Origin of the sequence: Spirosoma endophyticum, assembly GCF_900112365.1 — a bacterium.
GTDB lineage: Bacteria > Bacteroidota > Bacteroidia > Cytophagales > Spirosomataceae > Spirosoma > Spirosoma endophyticum.
The window spans coordinates 1-26,625 of record NZ_FOLQ01000021.1 but is presented as its reverse complement, the minus strand read 5'-3'; the positions used below and the strand labels follow the sequence as shown (position 1 = coordinate 26,625).

Annotated in this window: 29 protein-coding genes and 1 pseudogene; 12 read left to right on the top strand and 18 right to left on the bottom strand. The window is 39.3% G+C overall.

Annotation, left to right across the window (positions count from 1 at the left end; genetic code table 11):
* Nucleotides 1-9 precede the first annotated feature (9 nt).
* The 3 genes from BM202_RS37500 to BM202_RS39135 all read left to right on the top strand — a co-directional run bounded on the left by BM202_RS37500 (nucleotide 10) and on the right by BM202_RS39135 (nucleotide 1,132).
* Nucleotides 10-156 carry a hypothetical protein gene (locus BM202_RS37500; RefSeq protein WP_177236730.1) on the top strand — a complete coding sequence of 49 codons (147 nt, stop codon included), beginning with the start codon at nucleotides 10-12 and terminating at the stop codon, nucleotides 154-156.
* Nucleotides 157-596: 440 nt separating this feature from the next.
* Nucleotides 597-893 (top strand): DDE-type integrase/transposase/recombinase, encoded by a 297-nt coding sequence (locus BM202_RS39140; protein ID WP_093833109.1) that lies wholly within the window; start codon nucleotides 597-599, stop codon nucleotides 891-893.
* Between the two features lie 95 nt (nucleotides 894-988).
* The gene (locus BM202_RS39135; protein ID WP_093833222.1) at nucleotides 989-1,132 is read left to right on the top strand and encodes an integrase core domain-containing protein; all 144 of its coding nucleotides are present in this window, start codon (nucleotides 989-991) and stop codon (nucleotides 1,130-1,132) included.
* 188 nt (nucleotides 1,133-1,320) lie between these two features.
* On the opposite strand, the gene BM202_RS29765 is transcribed toward BM202_RS39135, so the two are convergent.
* The 4 genes from BM202_RS29765 to BM202_RS29750 all read right to left on the bottom strand — a co-directional run bounded on the left by BM202_RS29765 (nucleotide 1,321) and on the right by BM202_RS29750 (nucleotide 4,212).
* The gene (locus tag BM202_RS29765; protein ID WP_093833107.1) at nucleotides 1,321-1,791 is read right to left on the bottom strand and encodes a hypothetical protein; all 471 of its coding nucleotides are present in this window, start codon (nucleotides 1,789-1,791) and stop codon (nucleotides 1,321-1,323) included.
* Nucleotides 1,792-2,085: 294 nt separating this feature from the next.
* Nucleotides 2,086-2,835: an SIMPL domain-containing protein gene (locus BM202_RS29760; protein WP_093833105.1), complete on the bottom strand. Its 750-nt coding sequence runs from the start codon at nucleotides 2,833-2,835 to the stop codon at nucleotides 2,086-2,088.
* Between the two features lie 130 nt (nucleotides 2,836-2,965).
* On the bottom strand, nucleotides 2,966-3,520 hold the full coding sequence (locus BM202_RS29755; protein WP_177236729.1) for a DUF3575 domain-containing protein: 555 nt from the start codon (nucleotides 3,518-3,520) through the stop codon (nucleotides 2,966-2,968).
* Nucleotides 3,521-3,867: 347 nt separating this feature from the next.
* Nucleotides 3,868-4,212, bottom strand: a complete 345-nt coding sequence (locus BM202_RS29750; RefSeq protein WP_093833101.1) for a LytTR family DNA-binding domain-containing protein — start codon at nucleotides 4,210-4,212, stop codon at nucleotides 3,868-3,870.
* A 296-nt stretch (nucleotides 4,213-4,508) separates the two neighbouring features.
* Between BM202_RS29750 and BM202_RS29745 the strand changes: the two genes are divergently transcribed.
* From BM202_RS29745 to BM202_RS29735, 3 genes are all read left to right on the top strand, one after another.
* Nucleotides 4,509-5,168 (top strand): recombinase family protein, encoded by a 660-nt coding sequence (locus BM202_RS29745; RefSeq protein WP_093833099.1) that lies wholly within the window; start codon nucleotides 4,509-4,511, stop codon nucleotides 5,166-5,168.
* Between the two features lie 82 nt (nucleotides 5,169-5,250).
* Nucleotides 5,251-5,514 (top strand): hypothetical protein, encoded by a 264-nt coding sequence (locus tag BM202_RS29740; protein WP_093833097.1) that lies wholly within the window; start codon nucleotides 5,251-5,253, stop codon nucleotides 5,512-5,514.
* A complete protein-coding gene (locus BM202_RS29735; RefSeq protein ID WP_093833095.1) occupies nucleotides 5,511-5,921 on the top strand; it encodes a PIN domain-containing protein in 411 nt (136 codons plus the stop codon). The genes BM202_RS29740 and BM202_RS29735 overlap by 4 nt, the downstream gene beginning before the upstream one ends.
* Nucleotides 5,922-6,001: 80 nt before the next feature.
* Here the strand turns inward: BM202_RS29735 and BM202_RS29730 are convergent, their stop codons facing one another.
* The 10 genes from BM202_RS29730 to BM202_RS29685 form a co-directional block, all read right to left on the bottom strand.
* On the bottom strand, nucleotides 6,002-7,018 hold the full coding sequence (locus BM202_RS29730) for a retron St85 family RNA-directed DNA polymerase (RefSeq protein WP_093833093.1): 1,017 nt from the start codon (nucleotides 7,016-7,018) through the stop codon (nucleotides 6,002-6,004).
* Nucleotides 7,019-7,286: 268 nt separating this feature from the next.
* Nucleotides 7,287-7,610 carry a hypothetical protein gene (locus BM202_RS29725; RefSeq protein ID WP_093833091.1) on the bottom strand — a complete coding sequence of 108 codons (324 nt, stop codon included), beginning with the start codon at nucleotides 7,608-7,610 and terminating at the stop codon, nucleotides 7,287-7,289.
* Between the two features lie 19 nt (nucleotides 7,611-7,629).
* Nucleotides 7,630-8,502, bottom strand: a complete 873-nt coding sequence (locus BM202_RS29720; protein WP_093833089.1) for a phosphoribosyltransferase-like protein — start codon at nucleotides 8,500-8,502, stop codon at nucleotides 7,630-7,632.
* A gap of 325 nt (nucleotides 8,503-8,827) precedes the next feature.
* Nucleotides 8,828-9,985 (bottom strand): DUF3800 domain-containing protein, encoded by a 1,158-nt coding sequence (locus tag BM202_RS29715; protein WP_093833087.1) that lies wholly within the window; start codon nucleotides 9,983-9,985, stop codon nucleotides 8,828-8,830.
* A 179-nt stretch (nucleotides 9,986-10,164) separates the two neighbouring features.
* Entirely contained in the window at nucleotides 10,165-13,941 is a 3,777-nt protein-coding gene (locus tag BM202_RS29710; RefSeq protein WP_093833085.1) for a hypothetical protein, read from the bottom strand.
* 477 nt (nucleotides 13,942-14,418) lie between these two features.
* Entirely contained in the window at nucleotides 14,419-14,952 is a 534-nt protein-coding gene (locus BM202_RS29705) for a hypothetical protein (protein ID WP_177236728.1), read from the bottom strand.
* A gap of 103 nt (nucleotides 14,953-15,055) precedes the next feature.
* A complete protein-coding gene (locus BM202_RS29700) occupies nucleotides 15,056-16,738 on the bottom strand; it encodes a type IV secretory system conjugative DNA transfer family protein (protein WP_093833081.1) in 1,683 nt (560 codons plus the stop codon).
* A 26-nt stretch (nucleotides 16,739-16,764) separates the two neighbouring features.
* On the bottom strand, nucleotides 16,765-17,574 hold the full coding sequence (locus tag BM202_RS29695; RefSeq protein WP_093833079.1) for a DUF5712 family protein: 810 nt from the start codon (nucleotides 17,572-17,574) through the stop codon (nucleotides 16,765-16,767).
* A complete protein-coding gene (locus BM202_RS29690) occupies nucleotides 17,575-17,928 on the bottom strand; it encodes a BfmA/BtgA family mobilization protein (protein WP_093833077.1) in 354 nt (117 codons plus the stop codon).
* A gap of 236 nt (nucleotides 17,929-18,164) precedes the next feature.
* Nucleotides 18,165-18,515 carry a hypothetical protein gene (locus tag BM202_RS29685; RefSeq protein ID WP_093833075.1) on the bottom strand — a complete coding sequence of 117 codons (351 nt, stop codon included), beginning with the start codon at nucleotides 18,513-18,515 and terminating at the stop codon, nucleotides 18,165-18,167.
* 271 nt (nucleotides 18,516-18,786) lie between these two features.
* On the opposite strand from BM202_RS29685, the gene BM202_RS29680 reads away from it, so the two are divergent.
* A complete protein-coding gene (locus BM202_RS29680) occupies nucleotides 18,787-19,035 on the top strand; it encodes a hypothetical protein (RefSeq protein WP_093833073.1) in 249 nt (82 codons plus the stop codon).
* A gap of 494 nt (nucleotides 19,036-19,529) precedes the next feature.
* Here the strand turns inward: BM202_RS29680 and BM202_RS29675 are convergent, their stop codons facing one another.
* Nucleotides 19,530-19,874: a hypothetical protein gene (locus tag BM202_RS29675; RefSeq protein ID WP_143100788.1), complete on the bottom strand. Its 345-nt coding sequence runs from the start codon at nucleotides 19,872-19,874 to the stop codon at nucleotides 19,530-19,532.
* A gap of 1,089 nt (nucleotides 19,875-20,963) precedes the next feature.
* Between BM202_RS29675 and BM202_RS29670 the strand changes: the two genes are divergently transcribed.
* Nucleotides 20,964-22,076: a replication initiation protein gene (locus tag BM202_RS29670; protein WP_093833069.1), complete on the top strand. Its 1,113-nt coding sequence runs from the start codon at nucleotides 20,964-20,966 to the stop codon at nucleotides 22,074-22,076.
* A gap of 319 nt (nucleotides 22,077-22,395) precedes the next feature.
* On the opposite strand, the gene BM202_RS29665 is transcribed toward BM202_RS29670, so the two are convergent.
* Both BM202_RS29665 and BM202_RS29660 read right to left on the bottom strand, forming a co-directional pair.
* Nucleotides 22,396-22,731, bottom strand: a complete 336-nt coding sequence (locus tag BM202_RS29665; protein ID WP_093833067.1) for a hypothetical protein — start codon at nucleotides 22,729-22,731, stop codon at nucleotides 22,396-22,398.
* A gap of 2 nt (nucleotides 22,732-22,733) precedes the next feature.
* Complete coding sequence (locus BM202_RS29660; RefSeq protein ID WP_093833065.1) at nucleotides 22,734-23,384, bottom strand: nucleotide-binding protein; 651 nt, start codon at nucleotides 23,382-23,384, stop codon at nucleotides 22,734-22,736.
* A gap of 212 nt (nucleotides 23,385-23,596) precedes the next feature.
* Here BM202_RS29660 and BM202_RS37900 point away from each other — a divergent pair.
* The 3 genes and pseudogenes from BM202_RS37900 to BM202_RS29645 all read left to right on the top strand — a co-directional run bounded on the left by BM202_RS37900 (nucleotide 23,597) and on the right by BM202_RS29645 (nucleotide 24,739).
* Nucleotides 23,597-23,788 (top strand): annotated as a pseudogene (locus BM202_RS37900) (cold-shock protein).
* A 121-nt stretch (nucleotides 23,789-23,909) separates the two neighbouring features.
* Nucleotides 23,910-24,203: a hypothetical protein gene (locus tag BM202_RS29650; protein ID WP_093833061.1), complete on the top strand. Its 294-nt coding sequence runs from the start codon at nucleotides 23,910-23,912 to the stop codon at nucleotides 24,201-24,203.
* A gap of 107 nt (nucleotides 24,204-24,310) precedes the next feature.
* Entirely contained in the window at nucleotides 24,311-24,739 is a 429-nt protein-coding gene (locus BM202_RS29645; protein ID WP_093833059.1) for a hypothetical protein, read from the top strand.
* 296 nt (nucleotides 24,740-25,035) lie between these two features.
* On the opposite strand, the gene BM202_RS29640 is transcribed toward BM202_RS29645, so the two are convergent.
* Nucleotides 25,036-25,602 carry a hypothetical protein gene (locus tag BM202_RS29640; protein ID WP_093833057.1) on the bottom strand — a complete coding sequence of 189 codons (567 nt, stop codon included), beginning with the start codon at nucleotides 25,600-25,602 and terminating at the stop codon, nucleotides 25,036-25,038.
* Between the two features lie 147 nt (nucleotides 25,603-25,749).
* On the opposite strand from BM202_RS29640, the gene BM202_RS29635 reads away from it, so the two are divergent.
* On the top strand, nucleotides 25,750-26,181 hold the full coding sequence (locus tag BM202_RS29635) for a hypothetical protein (protein WP_093833055.1): 432 nt from the start codon (nucleotides 25,750-25,752) through the stop codon (nucleotides 26,179-26,181).
* Nucleotides 26,182-26,625 lie beyond the last annotated feature (444 nt).

Below are 26,625 nucleotides of genomic sequence, written 5' to 3'. Positions count from 1 at the left end.
CGTAAAGCCATGAAACGAGATGCTGATTATGTCAAAATGTTAGAGAAGAAACTGGCCGAAATGGAAAAGGAGAACCAGTTTTTACGTCTGCAAACGGAAGCTTATCAGACCGTTATTCAAATTGCGGAAGAACACGGGGCCGCCCGCGCGGTTTAATATCCCTATCATAAAAAAGCCTGGCCGGTCCGCCGGTGCGGCCAGGCGGCCGAAAAATTAACTCGTCGCTATCCCTTAGTGGGCATGGAGTTGATTTGTAAGCTGTTTCGGGGCCGCCCGTGCGGGCAGAGTGCGTCAAGCCTGGTACGCGGCTACCCGGCGACAAGAGAGAACGAGTTTTCAAACTGATGCTATCTTGCAGGAGGTCAGACGAATACGTCGTGAAGTGCCGGGTATGGGCACCCACAAGTTGCACAGTGAACTAAAGATTTTCTTGCTGAGGCACCGAATAAAGCTGGGCCGAGATCGGTTGCATCTGCTTTTGAAGGAGCACGGCATGTTGGCTAAAAAGAAGGCTAGTAAGGTGGCAACGACGGACTCGAACCATCCGCATTATAAGTATCCCAACAAGGCAAAAGATTTGAAACCAACTAGAATCAATGAATTGTGGCCGGGCCGCCGGTGCGGTCAGCGATTTGACGTACATTCCTGTAGGAGCCAATTTTGCCTACCTATATGTAATTATGGACGCTTTCTCTCGCAAAATAGTAGGCTGGTCACTTCAGAAGACTATGCATGCTCAAGGGGCGCTGAATGCCTTGAAGATGGCTTTGTCAGCTCGTAAAGACATTAGCCAGCCTTTGATCCATCATCGCTCCGGCGACCCGGTCAGATCGAGGTGTGCAATATTGCTCGTGGACCTATGTTCAGCGTTTACGGCAAGCCAACGCCACTAGTAGTATGACTGAGTCCGGTGATCCAAATGAGAATGCGATGGCAGAGCGGGTTCTTCGTTCATTAAAACCGGGCCGCCGGAGCGGACGATTGTAAACTGGCTCGTGGGTTTTCTTCTTTTTCATCAGCAGAAGAAGCCGTAGAACGGGCCATCAATGCCTATAACACAGTCCGTCCGCATGCGTCATTGAACTATTTAACCGCACCGGCGGCCCGGCCCTCATCAGATGCATCAACGTAAGCGAAAACCGAAACTTCGCTGGTATCCGTATAAGAAAGTGAGGTACGGAAATGTGCAATACGAAGGCTTATTTCGGTGATTTTAATATCTGTCCAACTCAATCAGTAGCATACGAGAATAGAAAAAGTACAAGTCGCGACCATCCTTTAGAATGGTCACGACTTGTACTTTTCATGGTTTATTTAAAGCTATAGAACAAAGGCCAAGCTTATTATTTGGCCTAATGAATTCACATAGCTAAGACCGCCACGGATCTTACCATCCTGATAGAGGTTTAGACTACTTACCCCTGATCCTTTTCCATTTAAATTAGAAGCGGTGAGGTTGTATCGACTGCGAAGATCAGGAATGAGTAAGCCATCCCCCTCTAAATTTGTTGGCGTAACCACTGCGTCAAAGCGGTCATTTACCTGAACAGCGCCATCATCGATTTTAACCTTAACAGCCAGCGTGTTGTTGTTCTTGCGCTCTAATTGAACCAGTGAGAGCGACCCGCTTGACGAGCTTTGCTGAGTAGTTGGATCGGCAATCAGATAGGTAGCTTTAAACTGCCCGACTAAGGAAGTAGCCAAATCAGGGGTAGCCTCTTGATCGTTTTGCCTGCAGCCTCCTAGAGATAGAGTGATAAGGCTAAGCATGAGTAATGCAAGTTTGTTCATGGTTGAAAAGTTTAGTAAGATGAGTTTGTAAAATAAGAACGATCTAATGTAATAATTAATAGAACATCTGTAAATAAATCGATATATTATATTGTCTGTAATTATTCTTGGTAGGGTAAGTGTAGATTTATAAACGTAGGAAAATACAAAAGCACGGTTCGAGCTTTGAATTAATCAATAGCATTTTTTGAGGATGTGTTTTATAACTGATTTTATGTTATGAGAATTAAATTAGAAATCGGATAATGATACATATATTACTCATTCATAAAAGAGTACTAATATCATCCGTACTCAATTGTTTAATTCAAAATCAACTCGAACTACGGCTGAAATTCGAAATATCTGGGGGATGTTGGCCATCTGCCGCAAGGCATCGTTATTGTCATAACTGATCTGATTCTGAGGCAGGTTATTGCGAAAATTTTCCCGGTACGAGTAAAACCCTTCATTCTCGCCAACGTCGCTGATGCGTACGATCCGCTTAATCGTGCGGGAGGTAGCTTTGGCAGCTTGATTAGCCTTTTCTTGCGCACGCTCGATCGCCTTTTCCATTAATCGAAGTTCAACTTGACGTTGATTACCGACCGAAAACGTAGTGATTAAATCACTAAAGTTACTCGTTGTTAAAGCCTGTTGAACTTCTCCCAGTTGGTCTAGATCTGTAAATTTGATTAATACTCGCTGGTAACTGGTCGCTCGCTCGCCAGGTTGACCACGGTAGCTATCGCGTCCTCGCCGGGTTAGTAGCTGAGAAAAACGAATAGCGGTGGTCGGAACTTTTAATTGCTTGAGCAGATCGGTCAGTTGTTGTCTGGCTTTTCGATGCTCTTCATAAACTAGCTTCATGTCTCGCTCGTCACTAAAGCTTAAACTGACCTGAAGCGTTGCTTGATCAGCAGGTAATTCTTCGGAAGCATCCCCGAAAAGCACCAACCGATTTTCAATCGACTGAGCTAAGCTTGGCGCGGCGAAAAGTGGTAAGCCGATTGAGATAACCAAGATGGCTAGTCGGCTTGCCTTTACTAATTGAGAAATGACCATTAGTCAAGTAAGATGAAGCGAGAGACAATTAGAAAACAAAAACGGTATTTTCCGGAATTCTATACAAATGGCCTAAAAATATAAAGTTGACTTAGTTATATGAGTGCAATTATGATAACTAATAGTACTCTTAGAACAGGTAACCAAGTGATAAACCCACTCGCAAATCGACATGACCAAACCGGCCTTGACCTGGATTTTTAGCATCGGTCTCATACAAGTATGCTAAATAACCTCCACCCAAGAAAGCGTCGATGAACGTCCGCTTGATGAATCGATTGGGGACTTGCAAACCCACGACTGTACCTAGTCCCAAGGAATGCCCATCCGAATCTCGCCCTCTGGTTGTAATAATAGAGCCGTGAAGGCCTTCTTTGTAAATCTGACGATGCATGTATTTAGCATAGGGAGCCCAATAAGCACCCCGAAAAAAGCTGGCTGAGTTTTTGTAAAATCGTTTTTCAACAATCAGGTTCTGAAATGTGTATGTGTCAGCTAAAGCTAAATCACCATTAGAGCCAAAAGCTGCGTACAGGTTGACTGAGGAATGTTTAGGCGTGGCTACTTCCAAAGCGACGGCGGCTCCCCTGACCAAAGTAGGGTACAATAGATTGGTTTTCAGCATCACTTGGCTAAAGGCTACCTGTGCACTGACAGCTAGCAACAGGGTAAAACTAAATCGCATAGTGAAGTAGAGTTTTAGGAGCATTCTTCTGTTGAATAGTCAATCTTATGATCACTCAGAAGCCGTTTTTAGCGGTCCCTTACTCGCCATAAAGAGGGCCAATCTACGGATATTCCATTAACATAATGTTGGGCTCTCTTCTTCCCTTTCCAAAGGACAATCTGGCCTGTTTTCAGGGCTCATATAGGGTGTTTGATCTTAGAATATTCCCTTAACATAAGATTCCTTATACATCATAAATGAGAAAAATACAATTTATGATGAAGCAATAATGGTAAGTTTTAGCTTAAAGCGTACCTTTCTTTTCCGTATCAAAACCCTCTCCTTCAAGGAATCAATTGGCCAAGTTAAATCAATACACCTAATTGGATCAAGACCTGATCAATTCGACGACGCGCCACGGCCAGACGCCGTTTGTTGGTTAGCTCAATCGACACCGACCGAGATCGTACTTGGTGGACGCCTTGGATATAAGTGGGGTTGATCAATAAGGCTTTACTCACCCGAATGAAATGGGGTAGGTCCGGTTCAAAATACTTAATGGTTCGACTCACCAGTAAAGGCTGAGCGAGACCTTGAATATAGATCAAGCTATAATTACCGTGCCCTTCCAGATACATGATCCGGTGGGTGTCTTGGATGTGCCGATAAGCGGGAATTAAGCCTTTAGGGGTTCCAATATGATGGTACATGGGTGGAGTGGTTTGACAGGCTGTGGATCGGATTCACTAAAGGTGGGTGCCCAGTCGGAATAAGGCCAGCGTATTTGGGTCCATTCATACACAGAGCAGTAGAGCTAATAAGTAAGCTAAGACGCTATTTTACTGTGGATCAATCGTTGGATTAAAAACGAAATAGGCTAGTCAACGTTTTATGGCATTTTACAAACGTCCGTTCGTAAAATGCCATAAACAACTATATTTGATAATTCAGGCCGTGGAACATCACCGTTTAACGTGATATCGGAACGCCGAACCGAGGATTATATATGAATTACATTTGTTACTACCGGGTATCCACTAAATCACAAGGTCGCTCCGGGCTTGGCCTTGGGGATCAACGGTCTATTGTGAATCAGTATTTCCGTGATGGGGATAAGCTTCTTCAGGAATTTACCGAAGTGGAGTCCGGCAAAAAGGGCGACCGGCCAAAGCTTCAGGAAGCTATCCGAGCTTGTCAGCAATGGGGGGCGAAATTATTGATTGCAAAGCTCGACCGGCTCAGCCGGAATATAGCCTTCGTAATGACGCTACGGGATTCAGGCGTTGATTTTGTCGCCTGTGATCTACCCGATGCTAACACGCTTACCGTGGGTATGATGGTTACGTTTGCTCAGTATGAAGCAGAACGTACTTCCGAACGTACCCGCGCAGCCCTGGCACAAAAGAAGGCACAAGGCTTTAAGCTGGGTAAGCCTGAAAATCTGACCTTACAGGCTATTCAAAAAGGGGAATCTATCCGAGTCGATAACGCAGTCACTCATAAAGCGAATGTCCAAGCTACAGAGCTGGCCACACTTTACCGGAGTAAAGGTATGACCTATGCTGAAATTGCTGATAAGCTTAACCAAACCCATTATCAAACTAGGCGGAACAAGCAGTTTGAAGGAAAAGCCGTTTACAGATTACTCCAGAGGTTAGGTTCGTGATGCTTTACAAATCGGCTAGAACTGGGTAAAATGGAAAAGCGTTATATTGGCATCAGTAAGCACAAATACAGGCAAAAAGACCATGCAAACTACCTATCATATCAAACCAAATGAAGTAAACGATAGCTTGATGAAGACTATTCGAGAACTTTTTAAAAACGAAGACGAGCTTACAATAACCGTTTCTTCAGAAAAGAAGTCTGAACCTGTACAGACTTCGGAACAAGAGAAAGAAAAGCTTTTCTATAGTTTGTTTGGGAGCTGGCATGGAGAGGAAACTGGCGATGAGCTAGTAAATCAAATTTATTCAGCTCGCGTTAGCGGAACTCGCGATATAGAACTATGAATCAGTATTTATTAGATACAAATATTTGTATTCATTTTATTAAAGGCGCGTACGACTTGGGGAGTAAAATTCAAAAAGTAGGTTTTCAATCTTGTTATATATCAGAAATTACTATTGCTGAGCTACTGTATGGAGTTGAAAATAGTTCTCTTGAAAGACGGTCTATAAATCTTCAGCGGGTAATAAATTTGAGAACTTCATTTGCAGAGCGAGTAATACCCATTAGTCAATCATTGGAAGAATATGCCAAGCAAAAAGCTCAATTAAGAAAAATAGGGCGTCGAGTTGAAGATTTTGATATTTTTATAGGAAGTATTTCAATAATAAAAAATTTAATTTTAGTTACACGAAATACTAAAGACTTTATAAATATGAATGGCGTAAGGCTCGAGAATTGGATTGATTAATAATTTCTATAAACTATTCATCCCATATTTAACAACCTATTCTTACTAGAATATAATATAACTTAAGTATTGCAAAGTGTTTATAAAGTGTAAAGAATTTTTAAATAATCTTTTATTTCAGTGTCATTAGGATTAATTTGGCTTATAAAATTCGCTTTCCCAATTAGGACACGAATGTATCTATCTGGATCGCCTGCATTGATATGTTTGACGTGTCCTACAAGACCATATTTTTTTATAAAATATAATTCCTGTCTGAATCTTTCCCTATAGTCTCTAGGAACTTGTAATTTTTCATTAACTACTACTCCCGTAACTTCTTGTTGCTGATGTCTTTTCCTTAACCTTGTTTTTTGATTATTTATAAATAGATTTTTTCTTTCTAAAATACTCCTTGTGAAACTTATTAATTCGTTATCGTCAAAGTCGCCAGAGAAAGTGAGATCATCGGCGTATCTAGTATACCTAATTGCTCTTTTTCTGCAAAAACCAAATATGCGCATATCTAAATAGTACATTACTAAATTAGATATAGCTGGACTGGTAGGAGCACCTTGGGGCAAACCATTGTCTGTACAACACAGTCTTGCAAGTAGTGTAGAAACTGCTTTACTATAACCAGCTCTTCTAAAAACTCCTATTACTTTATTTATTTTTATAGACGGAAAAAAATCTTCTATATCTATTGTAAGTACTTTATTTTGCTTTTTATGAAATCTAGCATTATCTCTTATGGATTTTCCTATCACATAAGCTTTTGCGTTTGAGCTTACCTTGCATTTGTACAGTATTTCTTTCAAAATCCAAGATTGGATTTCTTTTAAACTAGTTAGCGGCTCGCTTATGGTCCTAACCTCACCGTTTTTTTTAGGAATGTAAAATATCTTGTAAAAAGATTGGGGGGCATTGGATACTCCTAGTAAGTATTCATACTTGTATCCAACTAAAAAAGAAAGATGAATTTGATCAAATATAATTGGAAGTTTCGCCCTGTGAAGGTGTTCAGCATAGGATAAATACTCATCTATAGCTTCCTTTGTATAATCAAGTTTTATAGCCTCCTCAATTAATTTACTCGCGTAATCTGACCATTTCATAAAAAGCAGGGTAGCAGAAATATTACAAACATTGCTTGTGCATCTTCCTGGTAAACGCCGAAATTGACGTGCCAGTAGTGTATCGTGCCAATAGGTATCGTCAATTTCGGCGTTTACCAGGCTAGACGATTTCTCGTCGGAACCTAATCGTTTATGCAGGTAGCTCTGCTACCAAATAAACGATTAGGTTTTGGCTCGATGTAAGGTACTTCTTAGATTGATGACTCATCAATCCTGCGTTTTCACGCGTAAGTCTAACATTGATCTGCTACCCTAACTTTGTCTTTTTAGCTGGCAAATATATATCAAATATGCCAATTGGTTCTATTTTATCGTCCATTTTAGGCGAAACCCACTTTGATATTCCAGTTCTGTTGGCACTTTTATTTAATGTTTTAAGTAATTTATTCCCTTCTTCAGTAAGAATAATATCATTCTCAACGCCTTTTATAATATTACCTTGTCTAAGTGATACTATAGCTTCGGCAATTTGTGCATAATTATAGCCTATTTTAACTAAACTATCTACGCTACCATTCACTTTGATAATTTGTAGTAGCAAGATCGTATATAAATCAGGTATACCATCCATATCACAATAAATTTTAGGTCTATCTAGGAAAGGGTGATTTTGCTATTTTATTATCTAACCAAAAAACTGGAAATGTATTATTTGGGGGTCTAATCAGGCTAATTAGAGCTTCCGATTGTTTGTATCCAAGCTTATAATTGTAAGGCGCCTTTATTCTATTTTCTATTTGATCCATTAAACTTAAATAAAAAATTTTATCAGAGGGTTCGTAATAATCAGATATGCCTTTATTTAATATTACAGTTGCATATACATCTATACCTCTTGACTCTAAAAGTTCAACACCCGTTCTTAATGCCGCTATACAAATTATTATTATTTTTGCATATCTTAAATTAGGCTTTATTTTGAATATATGATTTATAGCTTTGATAGCTGTATCACCACTACCCATAAAGTCATCTGTTAATATTATTATTTCATCTTTACTTAGGTCGTCTGGTAAACGTTCAATATTTTCGTATAATTTAATAGTCTGTTGCTTATACTCAGAAAAGGTTTTAATTTTTGTTCCTTTAAGAAGATACGCAACCCTCCCGCCACTTTTAACACTATAACCTATGTCTTCAGGAGCTATCATTGGAATTACATATATATTTTTACACTGAACAGCACGAAGTAAGTTCTTTACCGAGTAAAAAAAATATCGTTCATACTCACGATCTTCTATTGTTAAAAACCTATCTGTTAAGTCAAAAATGAAATTTTCTTGTTCATCATTGACCAAACCAGAGATCATGGAGCAGTATCTTTGGAAACAAGTATTTTCATGATCATCTTCAATTGCCCATCCCTTTTGTATAAATTTTTGCCTTATCTTAAGTAACAAGCTTGGTGTAATTGGTCTGGTTTTAGATGTGAATTCCTTTTTTCGTCGGAAAGATTTATGCATAAAATGCCTTTGGGAATCAAAGATGATTTATTAAATTCTTAGAATAAAACGGCTATAAGATTTACGCGCCTACGAAAAAGCAAATTAAACCTATTTTATACCTAATACATTTTTACCAGATTAAATGAATATAAATTTTCAATAATATGGTAATTTATGGCTATAGAAGATCTTCGGTAGAGAGCAATTTTACAACCGCAAACTAAAGTCAAGAGGCTGTAAAAACGCTCGTAGTCTGATACGAACAAAAGATCATGTATATTTTAGGGGTAACTAACCTGCAACGGTCGTTCCTGGTTTGTAACCCCTACCCATTACTACTAAATCAGGTCAGCGATGGATCAGCTAACAACTGCTTTAGGTTTGCATACTCCTCTCGATCTAAAAGGTCAATCGTTCCCCCGGTGGCTAAACGGATTCGATCCCGGCATTTGCTGATCCGAGATAAAAGCGGTTGAATGATAGTATTACTATGATTAACAAAATCGTAGAGATCGCCTTCACACGAGGGAATTTTGTAACCTTTGGTGCTGCTAGCAATAATTACACCCGCATCCCGGAGCGGAGCAATTACTCGCGTTTGAAAGTAGTGCAGACTGGGCAAACTGCCGCGCCGTTCCTCAATGTGTGCTATTAGTTCCCGGCTTGAAATGTAACGAGTGGGATCAACATGGCGGAAGTGAAACAACAAATAACTTAAGCAGGTAACCTGGTCAACTTCTTGAGGGGAACGACTGGCCAGTTTACGATGCAAAAAGTCTTGGCCGAGACCCACACACAGTTCCGCTAAACCAGCATTGTAATGGGCTTGATCGGGCAAGCTCTGGGCTACCACGGGAGCAAATTTGTCTGGCCAGTATTTTAGGGTAAGTAACTTAGGCTTCAACAATTGAACGAGGCTCGCTCGTTCGGATGATAGAACCGTTTCATCATAACACCGAGCCAAAGTACCCGCTACAAAATCAGCCGCCTGGACGAGAAGACTTGCTTGGCTGTTTACAAAGCGAAAACTAGCCTGGTTAAACAGGGTGGGCACGTGTCGATTATAGATATACTGGGTGAATCCCTGCATAAAACTTTCGTCACCGTGTCGATCCGCCACTAATTCCAGATTGGGGAAGCTCCGGTACAGTTCTCGGTCGGCCAGACCATGCAGAAACTTGTAAAAGGAACCTTTGTAATAAAAGCCCTCCCCGCGCAGCTCTCGTTTATCTACGACAAGAGCAAATAGTTGAAAGGGAACGGTCAGCAATTGTTTTAAGATCAAGATCCGGCGCTTATCATCGCTGCCTACTTTGGCTGATTTGATAGGGCCGGTTTGAAAGAAGTGTTTCCGAACGGCTTCTAGTTGAGCTTCAGCCTCACTAAGCTGTTCTTTGCGTAAGGTGATGGCGGTGACGATGAAATGGGTGGAAACACCAGGCTTGGTAAAGTCGAGGCCATTATTTCCCCATTCATCCAAAAAGGCAATATGGTCATTCATCGGGCATTCAGTGAGCTAGCCAGCAAGTTACTGATTGTCGCTGATACCTTTTATCCCCTTTCCAACCATATCCGTTCGCTCAGCCTCTGTTAATGACTGTACCGTCGTTTACATAGTAACAGAAATGACTAAATCTCTGAACTGATTAATTTTCAGTTCAGAAATTTAGTGAGGTTTCCTTAATAATCTAGGCTACTACGCTCCGCATCATCATCCTCTCTTTTTGCTTCTTGCTCGTAGCCTTTTGCAAGCCTTTCTAGAATAATGGCAACATTGGGAAACCTGTTTCTTTGATAGGCAGCTAATCTGTTAAAATAAGCAACTAATTCTCTTTCTCTAGTACCACCATCAAAAGGACCTCTTGAGGATGATCCCCGTTTATTATAAGTTGCTGAGGAAAAGCCAGCCTTTATACTGTCGGTATTAATTTGTTCTATGATACTACATATTTCGTCAGGTGGCCAATGCTCCCCATTTTCATTGTATTGAGCAAGTGATTGACCTATGTGACTATCTGCCGCTTCTAAACGTCCATACCGATTCGCTATGTCTCTCACTCTATTAATCCACTCATCAAGAAATTCTTTGTTTATTTTTCCATCGCTATTGATCCCAGGTATCTGTTTCCAAGAGTGTAACAATCTAAAAGCCTGCATACCCCTGTTTTCAAGTTGCTCACCTGACAAGTCTTCTGGCTCGGTTTCATCAGACCCATCACCAGGCTTATGAACATACTTAAAAACTTCTATAAAGAAATCAGGATTTTGGCTTAGTTCATCATGAAGATGTTTAGTGCTTCTGCCGCTTCCATGATTATCCAAAATAGAAATATAAAGCCATTCCAACTGAATAAGCGTCTGAAGTTCAACATCATCTCTTTTGTCTAATACGTCGAAAAAGCGCTGTATTTCGTATCCCATCAAACGAACATTTTCTTCAGCTCTTTCCGTAGCCAACTTTGTCAAAAGTTTAACTAGTAATTCGGTCGGTATCTCATCTACAAAGAGAGCACAGACATGCACTGCACTTATATATCTCTTATAATCAAGCAGATAATTCAACCCTCTTATCTTTTCTTCAATAGAAAGATGGTAAAAATGGGGATGCACTTTTGACCAATAGGTGTGCTCAACTTCTTCATTTAAGCTATCAATAAAATTCCAAACAGTCCCAGATTGATTTAAGGGTAGAATAATAAAAGCTAATCTAGAATCAGCATAACCTAATCCTTCTAACTGCTTGTACAGTTGAAACATCCATTCTATACCATTTTTAATAGACATTCTGAACATGAACCCACGGAAGAAGTCTAAGGTATCATCATCCGTATTTAGCAGTTCAGCAATTGACAAAATATCTTGTTGATCATCTATTATTTGACCTGTTACATTACCCAAGATTATAGGTTCTTTAACGATCATGCTTAATTCCTTAATCTTTTCAATTCCATACACCTTATAGATACTTGTTAACCCTTCAACCCTACGATCATTAATTAATTGCTCTTGTTCTTCATGTGACAGCTTTAATCGGTCAATACCATCTGCAAAACTTGGCCACTGTTCATCAAACATCCATTGTACCTTAATAACTTCATCTGTGGGCGCTAACAAATTGTACAGTTTTTCATAACGCGTTAACTCATCAACATGCAAAGCCCAATCAGCATCAGGAAATGAGCGATGATGCGACAAAACTCTTCGTATAGAGTACCACGCTTGGTATGTTGTTTGATTAATACTTGTATAGTTTGCTTCAATGAAGGACAATACTTTGTCACGATCAACCCAACCCATATTTACGGATCGTTCAATCAATTTTGCGAGTTTCGGTTCGGAGGAATCAAAAACAGATAACAAAATATCAACCGCAGTTGAATGCATTTTCCAGATCTCTGCGTGGGTTATAGGCTTATTCAAGGTTTCATCAAACCTTCTCCAACGCATTTTATGACTGGGGATTCCAACATCCCTGCCACCCTCTGGTAACATCCTCATTAACAGAATCCAACCGATTTCTCTCTCTCTATCAGCAATTAATTTCAGTACGTCAACTCGTTCACTAAAAGATGCCAAGGTTTGATAATACCAAGGCTTAAAAATTCCTGACAGGCTATTTATGGGACGATTTGATAAGCTTCCCCCTGGATCAACAGCTGCCAACTTTGCCAATACTAGAGAAGAGCGGGATAGATATTCAGGAAGCCAAGCTATACCCTCAAGCGCCCAAAGTAGCCCTGTATGATAGCTGTTCGCGGTTAAGAAACCTGGTTCCTCCTGAAACAGGGCTCGTACTGGTGAGTCATCAGAACTCAAATGGTTTTCAACTTGACTTAAAAATTCACTTGGAGCAGCTTCAGCAATCAGTGGCAAGTTATGCTCAAATGATTTCCACAGCACGGAGTCTGTAGTCATTAGTAAACGAGCAACTATTTGGTTTATCCAACTTTCTGCCGATCCAGGCAAATCGAAGCGTAATTGGCTACCAAACAATGCAACTAAAATCAATGACTGAGATACTCCCTCTCTTATCCAACCGGAATATTGCCTTACTTTACCATAAATTGCTGCCATATGCCTTTGCTGAGGATCTAGTTCAAAGGCTGGATTTGTTTCTCCTAAAATTTCAAGAAAACAATCCTGAAGTAAAGTAAAGTCATTTCTTGTTAGGTATCTTGAAGCGTTAATCCAAGCATCCAAAGGTGAAGCAAGCCGCCATGTATTGCCAATTTTTATGATTGGTGAATCTGAGGTATATAGCCAACGGGTCAGTTTTTTGGCATACTCTTCATAATTGATATTAGCAAGGCGGGCAATAATTTCTCTGTCATTTTCATAGTTTTCGTCCCACCTGCCTACTAATAGAGCCGGAATTAAATCATATACATTCTCTGGTTTAGCCCAATCGGGTATATTCCTAACAAACTCAAGAGTTCTCCTTAAAATAGTTATATTTCTAAGTGATTCGCGAGAATACTTCTCGGCTAATTCTCCTGTAACACCCGATTCAGTTAGTGATCTAACAAATAAATCTCGATCAATTTTAGGTAGTATTATTTTATCACTCCAGTTTTCAGCGGCATCTGCACCTAGCGGTACAATAACATTATGTTTATTACTAATAGCTCGGTTGAATATTCCTTCATCTTCGAACCTAGCTATAAAAATCAAGGGTGTTTTTAAAACAGAAAGTTGTCTAAATGCTTCTGGTGTGTCTACGATCAAACTTCTAGCAAAAAAGTCTTCTTCTCGATCAGGATCATTTTTAAACGCTGAAATGATGAAGGCTAATGTTTCATCTCTGGACGTGCTTTGAATAGCCGTCAAAGCAGGATTGTCCAAACTAGAAAATAATTCTTCGACCTGTTGGCTTCTGCCGCCTAATACTATTTGAGGCTGAAGGTTAATTTTAGGTCCACTTGACCATTCATCCCAGAAATCTTCTGATGGTTGAATCCCCTCATTTGGGTATTTACCTAAATGCTTGGTAGCTAACCATGCTGCTACAGTAGGTGCAATTTCCAGCCATTCTTCAAGCATCTCGGCATTGATAACTCGAATATCTTTCCAGATTCCGTCTTTCTTCTTCTCTGTTACCCATTCATCGCCTTTCTTCCACAATCTTGGCGTTACAAAGACAAATGTGCTTTCAGCAGGATCAAACCCTAAAGGATTACCAGTCCTTTTTTGGTAGTCGTCATCAGCCTTTCCTTTTGTGTCCGAATTTGCACCAAATTCCCATAGAGAAGTACCGAGAGGTAAATAATCTGTTTCTTCACTCACTACGAGAATGCCATCCCAACCGCCAATAAGAACATTTTCCCCAGATGGGAATTTTATACTTTTGATCGAGTTCGAAGTCGCTCTAATTAGTTTTCTTACTAACTGCGGTAATGTTTCTTGACAGTCCCTTCTATTTGCCCAACTACGTAAGTCGGTAGTATCAACCCAGTTCATAATCTATGTGGATAATAGTGTTACGATATATAAAAGGCAGAAACTTATATCATCTCACCTAATTTATCTAAAAAGAATACAGCAATAAATAAATTGTATTTATTCTATTTCTAGTATCTATTCATTAATGCTATACCCCTAAGATTATTTTAATAACATAACATGAGTGGCTGTTGCAAAAGTCGGCCAAGGCTTGAAATGGCTCTACTCATACACTATTTTCGATCATTGAGTAGCCAAAAACTAGCTGGTAAATAGGCTACTTGGCTCATTCGAGACTTTTGCAACAGCCACATGATTTATACAACAATCCCGATAAAGTACAACGCCTGACTACTTTATAGAAGCTGACTAGGCATTGTACTTTATCGGGATCGCTCTCAATTTTTCATTACAGGGTTGATTAGAAGTTTTTTTCATCCTCTGCACGGTGCCGGTAATGCTGACGCAAACATGGAGATAAAGGGGAAGAAAATATTATAATCTGTAACCTAAGGAAAAGCTAAGTATCTGAGGTTTTCGAATGTAACCATCATACAAATATTTCTTAGTCATGTCGTACACTCGAAATTGGTAGCGTTTCACATTGTATTGTAAACCAAAGTAGAATCCGAAAATTGGTTTTTTTCGCTCTTGCCATTCTGCTACTCTTATAACTCTGATAGGGGTGAAAACAGAATCGACTTCATCAAAGGTGTAGCGCATTGAAGGCAGTTCAATATGTGTTCCTATACTGATTCCGAAACGTTTATATCTAAGAGTAACGGGCAATATTAAGTGAATACTGGCCCCTTTATGTTCATATTCTTCATAGCAGATTGAACAGTTTGGCATAACATTAGATGGTGTTCTGAGATGAGTCAGACTACTTCTAAGAATGATTTCCGGTTCAAAGTTGATCGCTTTATAGTTGAGTCTGTAACTCAAACCAATCTGTGGTCTAACTATGAATTTCTGATATTCTATTATAGTTGGCAGTAGTTGAGTGCTAGCGCCAATAGATACCATCATGCGATGGTTTTTGAGCGGTTTTTCATAGTAGGTTTCTTGTGCCAGGCATTGAATTGGAAAACATATGAGGGCTAAGATGTATAGTTTTATCGCTGGGGCCATTTTAAAACTCGTCTGATAGTCTAGGAGTATGGGACTGTGATTGAGCTGGCATTGTCTCTTTTCTTGGCTCTGGCTCCGCTATCTTTTTATCAAGTAGCAAAGCTTTAATGTCTTCACTAATCTTAGTATAGTTGGCTTTTACTTCCTCCTCACTCACGTTTTTGAAAGCCGCTATTTCTTGACGGTCTATAAGATCTGGCTTTATCTGGGCTCGGAAATAGCTGACGTCACTTTCCACGAGTTGACCCAGAAATTCACCTTTCTTCAAATCTGTTACTTCCTGCACTGTCACTCGATCACGCTGAGTTAAAGAATAGGAATCAGATTTTGCACCTGATATTTCCCCTAGTCGTGGTTGACTTACTGATCTGCTCCGTTGCTCAACATATTCTTTACCCCAAATTCGGACTACATATTGAGCCGATGGCTCATGGGGCATACGCCCATAAAAGCGATTCGAAAGAGTATTAAGTATGGCGTCCTTTTGTTGTGGTCCATACATTTCTTCGATTTGGCTGAAATCTTGACAGCCTACCAAAGTGACAATTCCATTTTCTCGACCAGTGGCGGGAAGTGTCGGGAAATCAGGAATGTATAGTGTTGGTGCTTCATCTAGTATTACCAATGAATTTAGCTTCCCCTTCTGGTTTAGCTTTCTGACTGTTGTCGTTACAATCAGCGCAAGAACAGGGCCATAGACTGCCCGTAAATCTGGATTATTACCTATTACGAGTAATTTAGGGGCGTCAGGATTATTTAGATCAAGCGTAAGGTCGTTACCTGAAAGTACCCATACAATAGAGCGCGTATTGATTTTGCCGAGCGCATTTTGTAAAGTGGAGATAACGCCCGCTAGTTGGTTTCCTGCACCTTCATCCACCGCGGTCTTTATGCTGGCCACTGACGTAGCAACTTCCTCATTTTGGCAGATTAAGTTTATTACCTGTTTTACAGGCTGCGCGGCTAAGCGCATTGCATGAGGTAAGGTGCAGAATGTTGGATATTCTTCACGTAGAAACCAAATGATGCCAGCTAGGTAGGATGTGGCATTGTCCGAAAAGAAATTGTCTTCACCCTTCTTTAAATTGCTCATTACAGCATCAGCGGCACCGGTGGCATGGCTCATGGTAGTAATGATGTCAGGATGAATAGGGTTTACCCGGTGACTACGGTTCAGATCATCGAAGTTGACATAATACTTTTCAGCTTTACTATTCTTCGCAGCTGCGTTTAGAACTCTGGCAAAGGTTGGAAACTTGAAATCATAGATTATGCCCGTAAACCCTTTCTGAACTGCTTGGGTAATAATTGGCTCGATAACGCTAAAACTTTTACCACCACCCGGGCCACCTGCTACAAGTATACCAGCGAAGGGATTTGTGATTTTCAGAATAAAATTCTTTGCTGTCCTGATACCAAAAACGTAATCTTTGACCTTTATACCAGTCATAGTAGTCTGTGAAGTATCTTGTATTTCCGCTCGATTTTTGCCCCTAAATCCTTTGAAAACCATATAACCGGCTGGTACTAATCCACCAAATCCGCCAATTACATCGCCTACTATCCTTGGGAAACCTACCGATAGAATTAAAAATTTTATCAGCATACTAGATGCTACATAAATTAGTAGTGGTATAGCAATAATACCAATGACGTACCCTATAACTTGGCTCACTTTAAACATGGCTTCAAATATTTATGATTAGAAGTTTAATAACCAATTCCGTAACCTTTTTCATTATTTATTCTTTGCTCTTTTTCAAGTGTATTTTCTTTTCCCCTTTGTCTTTTTTGTTCATAATCTTGTTGTTTTCCATTTTTCAGAGAATTGCAATAATCATAAGATTCTTGACGCCCCCTAATATAATTAAATTGCTTGTCAAAAGCTTGTTCATTTTGTCTTATAAACTCGTCTCTATTAAATATTTTTTGATTGTTAACGGCCGGGCATAGGTGCGTAGTTTGTTCCTGTTTTTGTTTATCTAATTCTAAAACATATCTATTCTCTCTAGCTTCACATCTGGAAACTATAATATGTATATGGCGTTGATCACCTTCTTTCAGTTGTCCGGTTTGCGCTAAGCCTTCCTTTACCTCTGAATCTAAAGAGCTATATTTCCTTTCATTTTCAATCTTAGCATACCATACTAAATCTTTACTTTCCAAACCTCTGTTTTCACCTTTACTATTACAAAATCCAGTCGCATAGTTTTGCATAACTTCTCTTGTATAGTCTCTTAATTTATCAGGATCATTACCTATATGAGCAAGCTCTGACTGACTAGGAGCTACAACAATAGAGAAAAATCTATCTTGTTCTTTCTCTATCTTTTGCCCTTTAGCATTGTTGTCTATTTGTTGAATTACTTCCCATTTATTACATTTATCTCTATCAGCCGAGAAAAAATATTCCTTTTCTGGTGATAGGCTTTTAGCATTTTCTTTCTCTAAATAATTTACCAATTTCGAGCAACTACCTTTATTGCTGGCCTTGATTGGACTAGTAAATTTTGTTTGCATTTATTTATCTAACTTTAGTCCTATTATTACTTTTTTAACATTGGTATTCACTATTCTCAAGTCAGATCGCCGGGCCATTCCTTCAGTTCCTGCCATATCGAAAATAGCCTCTTTCATAGGCAAAAGTATTTTCTTTTCCTGCTCCTTTATAAAACTGACTAATCGCTTATCCAGAGCTTTGATTGCATCAGTTGGGTTATCAGCCTGGGGGCTCCTTGGGTCCGCTTTTGATACCTTAAAATAGGTTAGCATTACTTCTACCAGACCCTTATTAGTTAGCGCGTAGCTTTCAGCCATGCGCTCAAATTCTTTAAAAGTATCTTCACTTACGCTAATAGTCTTATATACTGCCATAATTACAGAGATAATTATTTAATAAACTGGTTATCAATTTATTAAGTAACTACTAATTATTTAGTAATTACTTTGTTATTACATAAAAAACTGATTATCAGTTTTTTAGCCCCGCAGGGCAAGAGAGAAGGGTGTCGAAGACCCCTTCCCTCTTGCTGATTTCTAAAAAGAAATCACTTTGACGCCGAATCCGTAGGAGAAGGCGATTTAGTAGCTGTTCAAGTGTCCCTGTCATTTTAGTTTTTGCTCGGTCTCAGTATACCTACCTGTAGTTCATTTGCTATTCTTTCATCATTAGGAACTATCGGTAATCCCATCCTTTCAGCCTCTCTAGTTCTGTCACTCATATAATGAAGAACTTTTTCTACATCCTTATTATAATCATTCAGCATTCGTTTATCCCAGTCTTCAATCTGATCTTGATACTGGCCTTCTAACCTATTTCTATATTCGATAACTTTATAGAAAGCGACTAATGCATCTGCTTCTCGTATATAACCTTCTTTTCTAAGAATTGAATAAACTGTGTTCATCAATCCAGCACTTTTTTCCATGTTAGTAAATTCTGGTTGCTCTTGCGCTTCCATCTTATTGTTATTTAGAGTAAATCCCGTATGATAACGGGATTTACTAATTAAAATTAATACAACTGTTAACCCCAAGTGTGAACACTACCCGTACTGGCTTTATTAGCAGACTTGGGGTTATCACAACTTTTGATTCTAGTCATACGTGAACCCAATGCTTTTTTAATAATCACTTCTGAATTACTTACCTTTTTCATGATATTTCATTGTTTAAGTGAGCTTAAAAATAATTAGATTTGTGTTATAAACAAATCACTTAAATAACTTTTTTATGAAAACCGTTGCCTTAATTTTTATAACAGTTTTTATCTGTAATTTCGGTCATGCTCAATCACCTAATAAAAAACCGATTTTTGCTGGTACAAAAACGATAGAGGGTAGAGAGGGAAATGGTGTATCTGCTTGGTCTGATATAATGACTACAAGCTATAAACAGTTCAAAAAGGACTCTATAGCGTTTGTCCAAGATAGCTTACAACGTACATTGAAAAAGACAAATGGGGAAAGGAAGAATAAATAGAAACTTTACCAGAATATTTTAAGGAGTGTTTGTAAATACACTTTTGGTATTTCAAAAGTAAAATTGTCTATACTATATATATCAGTCTTTACATATTTACCATTCAACGTTGTATTTTCAGAACATAGGAAATCTTTCCTACGACTAGATTTTAACCTTATCATAATGGTTTCTTTAGTACCTCGGTAATATTCTGATGAATCCTTTTCTACATCGTCTACTGTACCAGATACCATACTATTTATACTTATTTTTTTAACTTATTAAGCTTTTTATGTTCAATATATAAAAAGGATTTTTCGGATACTGATAGTAAAATTTCTTTAATATATTCTTTGGTCTTTATAGTGTCTGTGTATGTAATTGCTTCTCTTGTTTGCCCTGTAGTAGGAAATGAACAAAAGATAAATATTACAAGTAAAAATTCTTTCATAAAAATATTTAGACATACATCAGGGGTGGGATATGCCTAAGAAAATCCATACACTCTGCAACTAATCCAACATTCCTATAAGCCTTTTTACAAAAGTGTTTACAATAGGAAGTAATGGCTTTTCATTTTCCTTTCTAATGTCTTTTATACACTCTAACATAGATTTCCCTGCCCTATCTTGTTCAGTTATCCGTACAGTCATATTTCGATCAGAATCAAATATTGTCATTCTAGTTACTTCCCATCCAAGTTCAGTTAATCTTTCCACTTCTTGAAAACAATGCTCTTCACTTTTCATTTTGTCAAGACTTACCATTGAACTATATCTAGATAGTGGTTCCTCATGCCAAGTTTTTACAAATACGCTGTCTTTTGGGCAGTAACCGGAAAATACTAAGGTGAACATATATTTAGTTGTTTTTTGGTTTATAAACCCCCCGATCTGGCTTAGAGCTATCAAGACCGGGGGGTTTAGTTGGAGGCTTCTAGCTATCAATCCAACTAACTAACGTACTTCAGTACGTGGCTTGGCTTATCCCTGGCAGGTTGCATCCCTGCATTGCCCGGTTCCGTCTGAAAGCGCATAATTGGCTTTTAAGCCACTTTATTAAACAAATAGATTATTCCTGTCACTGACTTCCGTTCGTAGCTCCTTGAGCCCGCTTTGTCTTCGTAGGCAACTTATCGATTAATGCAATATAGCTAAAATATCTATTTGCAATAGTTCAGCACAGTATCAACTTAATTAGCGCTATAGTTTTAATATATCTTCGGCACTATCGGGTACATCTAAAGAAACGGATCAAATTCGTCACGGGTTAGTTATATGAATTTGATTCCAATCAGGATGAGCTGTATTCAATTCTCGTTCCCTTAAAGTAGCTGGTACGTTGAAAACTGGTATGAGTTAAGGAAACAGGATTACAACCAGTTTTCATGGCTCTGCCCTCAATTTTGAGCTGTACCCGAAAAGGGACGTTTTAAAGCCTCTCACAACTGCATATTCACCGGCAATACCGGCTTTGTTATTGCCTGAACGAGTCGTGACGAATTTGGTCCGTTTTTTTAATTATACCCACTATCAATAGAAAGGAGAGGAAATACTAAAAAAATTTTGTGCCTATAAATTACTAAATGTATATAAACTAAAAATATAGTTGCGGGCCTCTCCTCTTTTTTAGCAAACGCGCGGTCCTTTTTGTTTTTTGTTTTTTCGCTTCTTCCTCAGGCGATTTTTTTAGTCTTTTCAACCTTATCCACATTTTTTTTAGCAACGCGCGAGGCAAAACTATCATAGTAGGAAATTTTACTATAATAGTTAATATATATACTGAGTCAGTACTAATAAAAGGAGGTTTAGGACGGAATTTAGCCTAATAAAAAGGAGGTTTAGGACGGAAAAAGACTAGGAAAAAGGAGATTTAGGACGGAGTTTGAGGAGTTTGACTTATTTAACTCCTTTTATTATATTGCTGCCGCTTTACTCATTCATACAATGATTGGACACGATAAACGGAACACTCAGTTAGTACTTCCCCTTGAGCTTACTTACGAGCCTCAGCATAGTGAACTTATCAAGCAGCATTGGAATGTGACCTTTGCTCGACAGGGTAAGATGAGCGTGGCCGCCAAACGTATTATGGCGAGAGTTATTGATCAAATAAGGGATGATGATTATTCTTTGCGCCCTTACTATCAATTTCGAATCGGTGATATAATAACGGATGCTGATGTGGCCCAAGATACAGCATATAAACACATTAAAGCAGCCTTAATGGAATTGATCCATGTCACTTGGGAATTTGAAAGCTTGGATCGTAAGGCATGGTACGTAAGACATTTGCTGGATTCAACTAAGGAACAGGCAGTCGGTTATCAAAACGGAGTTATTACGGTTTTACTTAATCCGCAATTGGAGCCGTATTTTGTTAAAATTGCTCATTATACTAAATATCAAATTAGTAATTATATGAGCCTAAGAAGCTGGTATTCAATGAGATTCTTTGAAATTCTATCAGCCTTCCGGGATACAGGGGTATGGTCCCCTACAATTGAGCAGTATCGACAATTGATGGACTGCTGGGAGATCAAGGATAAGTCGGGACGCATCAAAAAGAATAAAGATGGTTCACCTAAAATGAAGTATCCACTGACCAAAGATCTCATTAAGTACACAATGAGTGAGGCTATAGACGAATTGGCCAGCACTAATTTGGCCTTTACATATGAGCCTGTCTATGAAACTGAACGAAAATCTGGTGGACGAAAAAAAATTACGGGCTTTAAATTCACAATTCAACGAAAATTAGATGGTAAAATCCCTGAATTCTGGCTCAAAAACCACATTGTTTCGCGGGTAATTGACAATTTACGTGCTTGGAAAGTAACGGATAAAAATATTGCCACTTACTTAGAAGACATCGGTACTGAAGCAGCAAACAAGCTACTTTATAGCTGGCAATTGAAAGAGAACTCAGATGACCGAATTAATGACCGCCTAAAGTACTGTAATGCTGTATTTGTCAAGGTAGGTAAGGCTGCTCAAGAACTTCTGAAGCAGGAAGTTCAGACCTCTCTAGAGCGTCAGTACACTACTTCTGAACAATAGAAATCAGAGAAAAAGGAGATTTAGAACGGATATATATGCCACTGTTTATTCTGGCTTATTTCTTTAAAAGTCTTCATTTAAAGCTGTCGGAGAGTACTTAGGAACAAAAAATCTACTCAATTAAGCAAGGTTTATTGTAGAGAAAAAGGAGGTTTGGGACGGAATCTATTTGGTTCTAAAGGTAGTATAAAACTCATTATGGGTTACGTAGAGGCAACTCATAGAATGGCTGTTTGTTCCAGACTAATTCTAAGCAGAACCGTAGTTGCCTATGTTTTAAGCGTAAAAATTAGGGCTAATATCAAGTTTGATATTAGCCCTAATTTTTACGCTTATTTTCACGCTCTAATTTTTCAGTAATTGCTTCAATTATCCATCCTTCTAAGGATTTTTTGTCCCTTCCTGATAGTTTAGCCCTATTGTCATTGATCTGGTTCCGTTCACTAACAAGTAATTTAATCGATATTGAAACCTGATCATTCGGATCCGTTTTTGTAGTGTGTCGGCCTTTTCCAAGATTTGCTGATTGAGGCTGTTGTTCCACGGTCTCATCTCCCTGGGACTGGCTTCCACCTTGACGAATAAAATCTAACGCCTTCTCATTATCAAACCCAGTCTCCTTTTTGCGGCTTTTGGGCTTAGGTGCTACTGGCATGTTTATTTCTTGTTTAGTAATTCTTCAATATAGTTATACAGTGCCTTGAACTCAATGGCTGCTTTTTCGTCACCTTTTAATTCTAAAACACCTAAGCCATTAGCTGCTGCGTTAGCGAAAGCTTTACGATGTCCCAGACTCACATTAATAAATTCTAAGGATTCGGATTGTTGTAGAAGTTCTGCCGCTTCAAAATTTTCCTCCCCTCTTGGATCAGCCATATTGAGAAATACAAATGCTTTGAGCCGGGGGTTAATGACTTGCGCTTGTTCAACTAAGCTCTGTACTTTTTCAATTGTCCAAACATCAAAACTTCGAGGCTTAAAAGGCACAAGATATACATCTGATATGGTCAAAGCGGCCCGTTGGCTATCAGTATCTCTACCGCCTGTGTCGATGACTATATCTTGGTAACGTTCTGCTAGTTTAGGTATCTGCTTAAGTACCGATGTACCTGCAAGTTGAATAGCTGTGTAGCCTGCCTTGTTATCTGTACGCTCTTCACGCAAAGCAGTAAAATCTGTACTTGTTTCTTGATCATCAGCATCAACTAACAAAACATCTCTACCCTTACTAGCTAATAGAACAACAAGGTTAGTTGCAACAGTACTCTTGCCGCTTCCTCCTTTAATACCACCCGTTGTATAAACCATTGATTATTACAGGGTTAATGAAAATTCACATTCGTATTAGTCTAAAGATAAAAATAAATATTAGACTTAAAAAGAAAGTTTATTTTAGTAGTAAATATTAGACCTGATATCAAGTCTAATATCACAAGTAATATCAGGATAGGATAAGGCTCTACTTTTGGAAGTCTAACTTCTTCTTCCGTCTTTACCTTTGGACTAATTTCTAACCAGTAATGCCAACAGGAACAATAAAATTTTTTAATGACTCTAAAGGATTTAGTTTCATTAAGCCCGATGATGGAGGAGAAGATATTTTTGTCCACGCTTCGGGATTGGTCGATTAAATCTGGGAGAATGATAAAGTAAAATATACTGTCGAACGCGGCAAGAAAGGCTTAAATGCGGTCAATGTCGAAATTGCTTAGACAGAAGGGCTAGCAGATAAGCATGTCTTTGTGTTTTACTGCCTCAGCTAATAAAGGTTAAATCTATCAGATTGCTCCTGAGTGGGAAAGGAAAAAAGAACACCGACTGACTTTAGCCATCATGAATAAGCGATTTGGAGGGCCACGAGCCGATTATACCTACACCGTCGAGGGCAGTGTGATTGCTATTGTGGATTTAGACCAGGGCAGTAAAAGCGTCACGAATGACATGGATAATGTCTTAGAAGATATCCGGGCTGAGCTGGGGGATCTGGCCGGGTATGCGGTCATCTACCAGGATAGTATGGGCCGTTGGGATGGCGTACGCCTGGTAGGGAGATCGGTCGAGTTCTACTCCCTGAATGAAACGGACCCTCAACGAGCTGCGACTCGCTTACTGCACTGGCTGGAATAAACATAGCTCTACTTATCACAATCAACCTTTATGAGATCCACTTTTCTTCTCACCTTGTTGTTGCTGACTCAACTGGCTTGTCAGAATAGCGCGCCCCTACGCCTTACGTGCCAACCTTCGCCGATATTGTTGGTGAATGGGCCATTAATCGAATTGTCTACAGCGGTTTCGCGGCTCCGCTTACTGATCGTAACCGAACCGATAGTAGTGGCTCCCTGCTAGGAAGTGACACGTATGTGTTCAATCAGGATAGTAGCTATGGGGAGCAGTTTATGGGTAAGGACTTCTATTCGGTTGATAGCTCTACCCTGAATGTAGGAACCGAAACGGGCCGATGGCAAGTAATCGCTAATGAATCAATGCTGAAGTTAAACCGGGCTACGCCTCCCCATTCATTTATTCAAGAACCCTATTCGGCTACCCTGACTCAAGCGAATGAGTTTAAAACGGTTTATAACTATCACTATTTGCTACCTGGTTCAGGAGCTACCGCTCATCGTTATACACAAGAAATCTACTATCGTAAAAAGCGCTAGCTAATGGATATCGTGGCTCTTCGAGAAATTGTATTTTTCTCATTTATGGTGTATAAGCAATCTTATGTTAAGGAAATATTCTAAGATTGACCGGCCCATACGAGCCGTGAAAACAGGCCAAATTGGAGTTTAGAAAGGGATAGGGGATAGCCGGTATTATGTTAATGAAATATCCGTAGATTGAGCCCCCAACTACGAGCAAAGTACCCCTAAAAACGGCTTCGGAGTGATCATAAGATTGGTTATACGACCGAAATTCTGTTTAGATTTCATCCGCCGATAGACCTTTAGCATCATTACCCTTGAGGAACAGCCACTAGGATGACTTCTTTGTCAGTGGTTTGATTTAGGGGCGACGACGAGCCTTTCAAGGGAATAACAATGCCTCCACCGACAGTCCGTTGGTAGAACTGCTTGTTTACTCGAGACAGTTTTGAGTCAAAAACAGTACCGGCCTGTGCATCAGTGGCGGTAAGCCGATAATAGTAATCATTCAAGACGCTGCCCGTGACCTTCCTGGTATATGTAGGTACCTCGCCAGTTGGGTTATGATAATAGGAATAGGTTATGGTGTATTGATCGCCACCCGTCTGCTTGATGACAAGGGCAAAACTGTCAATATCCAATTTACTCTTTATTGGAAACCCCGCCTTATTGGCTGTGTGCAGGGTATCTCCAGCGACAATGTAAGTCGTTACTAAGTACCGTCCCGCAGGTCCATCAATAGTTGTCGCTGGCGATGAAGGTTGAGTTGGTATGACTGGGTTTACCGTGGGTTGAACAGGCTGAATGGGCGCTATAGGTGCTCTAGGTCGACAGGCATACAGGCTAACAAAAAACGAAACTAATAATAGCTTTTTCATGAGATGAAAAGTTTATACAGTTGAGAACCAAACCTATTTAGGCTTAAATTTAGGGATTGAACTAACATAATCGCACTTATACAACAAGTTTTCTATAACCTTTTTTAATATAATTTGGTCTTTAACAAATACTATTCTGAAAAGACCATGAGAATTTCCTTATCACTTTTAGCAAGCTTGCTTGTAGTCTTTACAGCTGGGGAAGGTTGTAAAAATAGCGACACTGAGCCTTGCACATTTGCTCATCAAGTGACTGTCGATTCACAGTGCTACGCTGGTGACGGGTTAAAATTTACTGCTGGTGACTACGGAGACAAGCCCCTAAGTTTTGAATGGAGCATTTATGCTCTAAAGGATAGCAGCACGATTTCGGGATGGACCCCGAAAGATGAAAAAATCAGGATGATTGCTTCGAATAGTTTCGTGGTGCCAGATAGTTTAGTGACCAACTATCAACGGTTAATTGTCACTGTGGGGTCTAACTGTGGAGGTTTGCTTAAATATTCAGCTCACTACGGTTTTATCAAGAAGAAAGCAACCACCAGTAACTGCACTATATGGGTTTCTCAGATACAGTAAGCCTTATCTTATTCCAAGATCAGCTCTGTAATCAGGATACTATCATTCTTCTTTTGGTTGAATAACATAAAAATAGTGGCTGTTGCAAAAGTCGATAGGCCAGTTTATAAGCTCTATTAATGCGGGCTTTTTAGCCATCTTATGAAACGTATTTGGCTAGTAAACCTGGCTCTTTGTCATCCTTACAGACTTTTGCAACAGCCATAATAGTTATACAACGAGAATATAAAAAGTACAAGTCGCGACCATCCTTTAGAATGGTCGCGACTTGTACTTTTTATGGTTTATTTAAAGCTATAGAACAAAGGCCAAGCTTACTATTTGGCCTAATGAATTCACATAGCTAAGCCCGCCACGGATCTTACCATCCTGATAGAGGTTTAGACTACTTACCCCTGATCCTTTTCCATTTAAATTAGAAGCGGTGAGGTTGTATCGACTGCG

Coding starts and splice junctions, on each gene's coding strand:
- BM202_RS37500 (WP_177236730.1), top strand. CDS start 10: ATGAAACGAGATGCTGATTATGTCAAAATGTTAGAGAAGAAACTGGCC.
- BM202_RS39140 (WP_093833109.1), top strand. CDS start 597: ATGAATTGTGGCCGGGCCGCCGGTGCGGTCAGCGATTTGACGTACATT.
- BM202_RS29765 (WP_093833107.1), bottom strand. CDS start 1,791: ATGAACAAACTTGCATTACTCATGCTTAGCCTTATCACTCTATCTCTA.
- BM202_RS29760 (WP_093833105.1), bottom strand. CDS start 2,835: ATGGTCATTTCTCAATTAGTAAAGGCAAGCCGACTAGCCATCTTGGTT.
- BM202_RS29755 (WP_177236729.1), bottom strand. CDS start 3,520: ATGCGATTTAGTTTTACCCTGTTGCTAGCTGTCAGTGCACAGGTAGCC.
- BM202_RS29750 (WP_093833101.1), bottom strand. CDS start 4,212: ATGTACCATCATATTGGAACCCCTAAAGGCTTAATTCCCGCTTATCGG.
- BM202_RS29745 (WP_093833099.1), top strand. CDS start 4,509: ATGAATTACATTTGTTACTACCGGGTATCCACTAAATCACAAGGTCGC.
- BM202_RS29740 (WP_093833097.1), top strand. CDS start 5,251: ATGCAAACTACCTATCATATCAAACCAAATGAAGTAAACGATAGCTTG.
- BM202_RS29735 (WP_093833095.1), top strand. CDS start 5,511: ATGAATCAGTATTTATTAGATACAAATATTTGTATTCATTTTATTAAA.
- BM202_RS29730 (WP_093833093.1), bottom strand. CDS start 7,018: ATGAAATGGTCAGATTACGCGAGTAAATTAATTGAGGAGGCTATAAAA.
- BM202_RS29725 (WP_093833091.1), bottom strand. CDS start 7,610: ATGGATGGTATACCTGATTTATATACGATCTTGCTACTACAAATTATC.
- BM202_RS29720 (WP_093833089.1), bottom strand. CDS start 8,502: ATGCATAAATCTTTCCGACGAAAAAAGGAATTCACATCTAAAACCAGA.
- BM202_RS29715 (WP_093833087.1), bottom strand. CDS start 9,985: ATGAATGACCATATTGCCTTTTTGGATGAATGGGGAAATAATGGCCTC.
- BM202_RS29710 (WP_093833085.1), bottom strand. CDS start 13,941: ATGAACTGGGTTGATACTACCGACTTACGTAGTTGGGCAAATAGAAGG.
- BM202_RS29705 (WP_177236728.1), bottom strand. CDS start 14,952: ATGATGGTATCTATTGGCGCTAGCACTCAACTACTGCCAACTATAATA.
- BM202_RS29700 (WP_093833081.1), bottom strand. CDS start 16,738: ATGTTTAAAGTGAGCCAAGTTATAGGGTACGTCATTGGTATTATTGCT.
- BM202_RS29695 (WP_093833079.1), bottom strand. CDS start 17,574: ATGCAAACAAAATTTACTAGTCCAATCAAGGCCAGCAATAAAGGTAGT.
- BM202_RS29690 (WP_093833077.1), bottom strand. CDS start 17,928: ATGGCAGTATATAAGACTATTAGCGTAAGTGAAGATACTTTTAAAGAA.
- BM202_RS29685 (WP_093833075.1), bottom strand. CDS start 18,515: ATGGAAGCGCAAGAGCAACCAGAATTTACTAACATGGAAAAAAGTGCT.
- BM202_RS29680 (WP_093833073.1), top strand. CDS start 18,787: ATGAAAACCGTTGCCTTAATTTTTATAACAGTTTTTATCTGTAATTTC.
- BM202_RS29675 (WP_143100788.1), bottom strand. CDS start 19,874: ATGTTCACCTTAGTATTTTCCGGTTACTGCCCAAAAGACAGCGTATTT.
- BM202_RS29670 (WP_093833069.1), top strand. CDS start 20,964: ATGATTGGACACGATAAACGGAACACTCAGTTAGTACTTCCCCTTGAG.
- BM202_RS29665 (WP_093833067.1), bottom strand. CDS start 22,731: ATGCCAGTAGCACCTAAGCCCAAAAGCCGCAAAAAGGAGACTGGGTTT.
- BM202_RS29660 (WP_093833065.1), bottom strand. CDS start 23,384: ATGGTTTATACAACGGGTGGTATTAAAGGAGGAAGCGGCAAGAGTACT.
- BM202_RS29650 (WP_093833061.1), top strand. CDS start 23,910: ATGAATAAGCGATTTGGAGGGCCACGAGCCGATTATACCTACACCGTC.
- BM202_RS29640 (WP_093833057.1), bottom strand. CDS start 25,602: ATGAAAAAGCTATTATTAGTTTCGTTTTTTGTTAGCCTGTATGCCTGT.
- BM202_RS29635 (WP_093833055.1), top strand. CDS start 25,750: ATGAGAATTTCCTTATCACTTTTAGCAAGCTTGCTTGTAGTCTTTACA.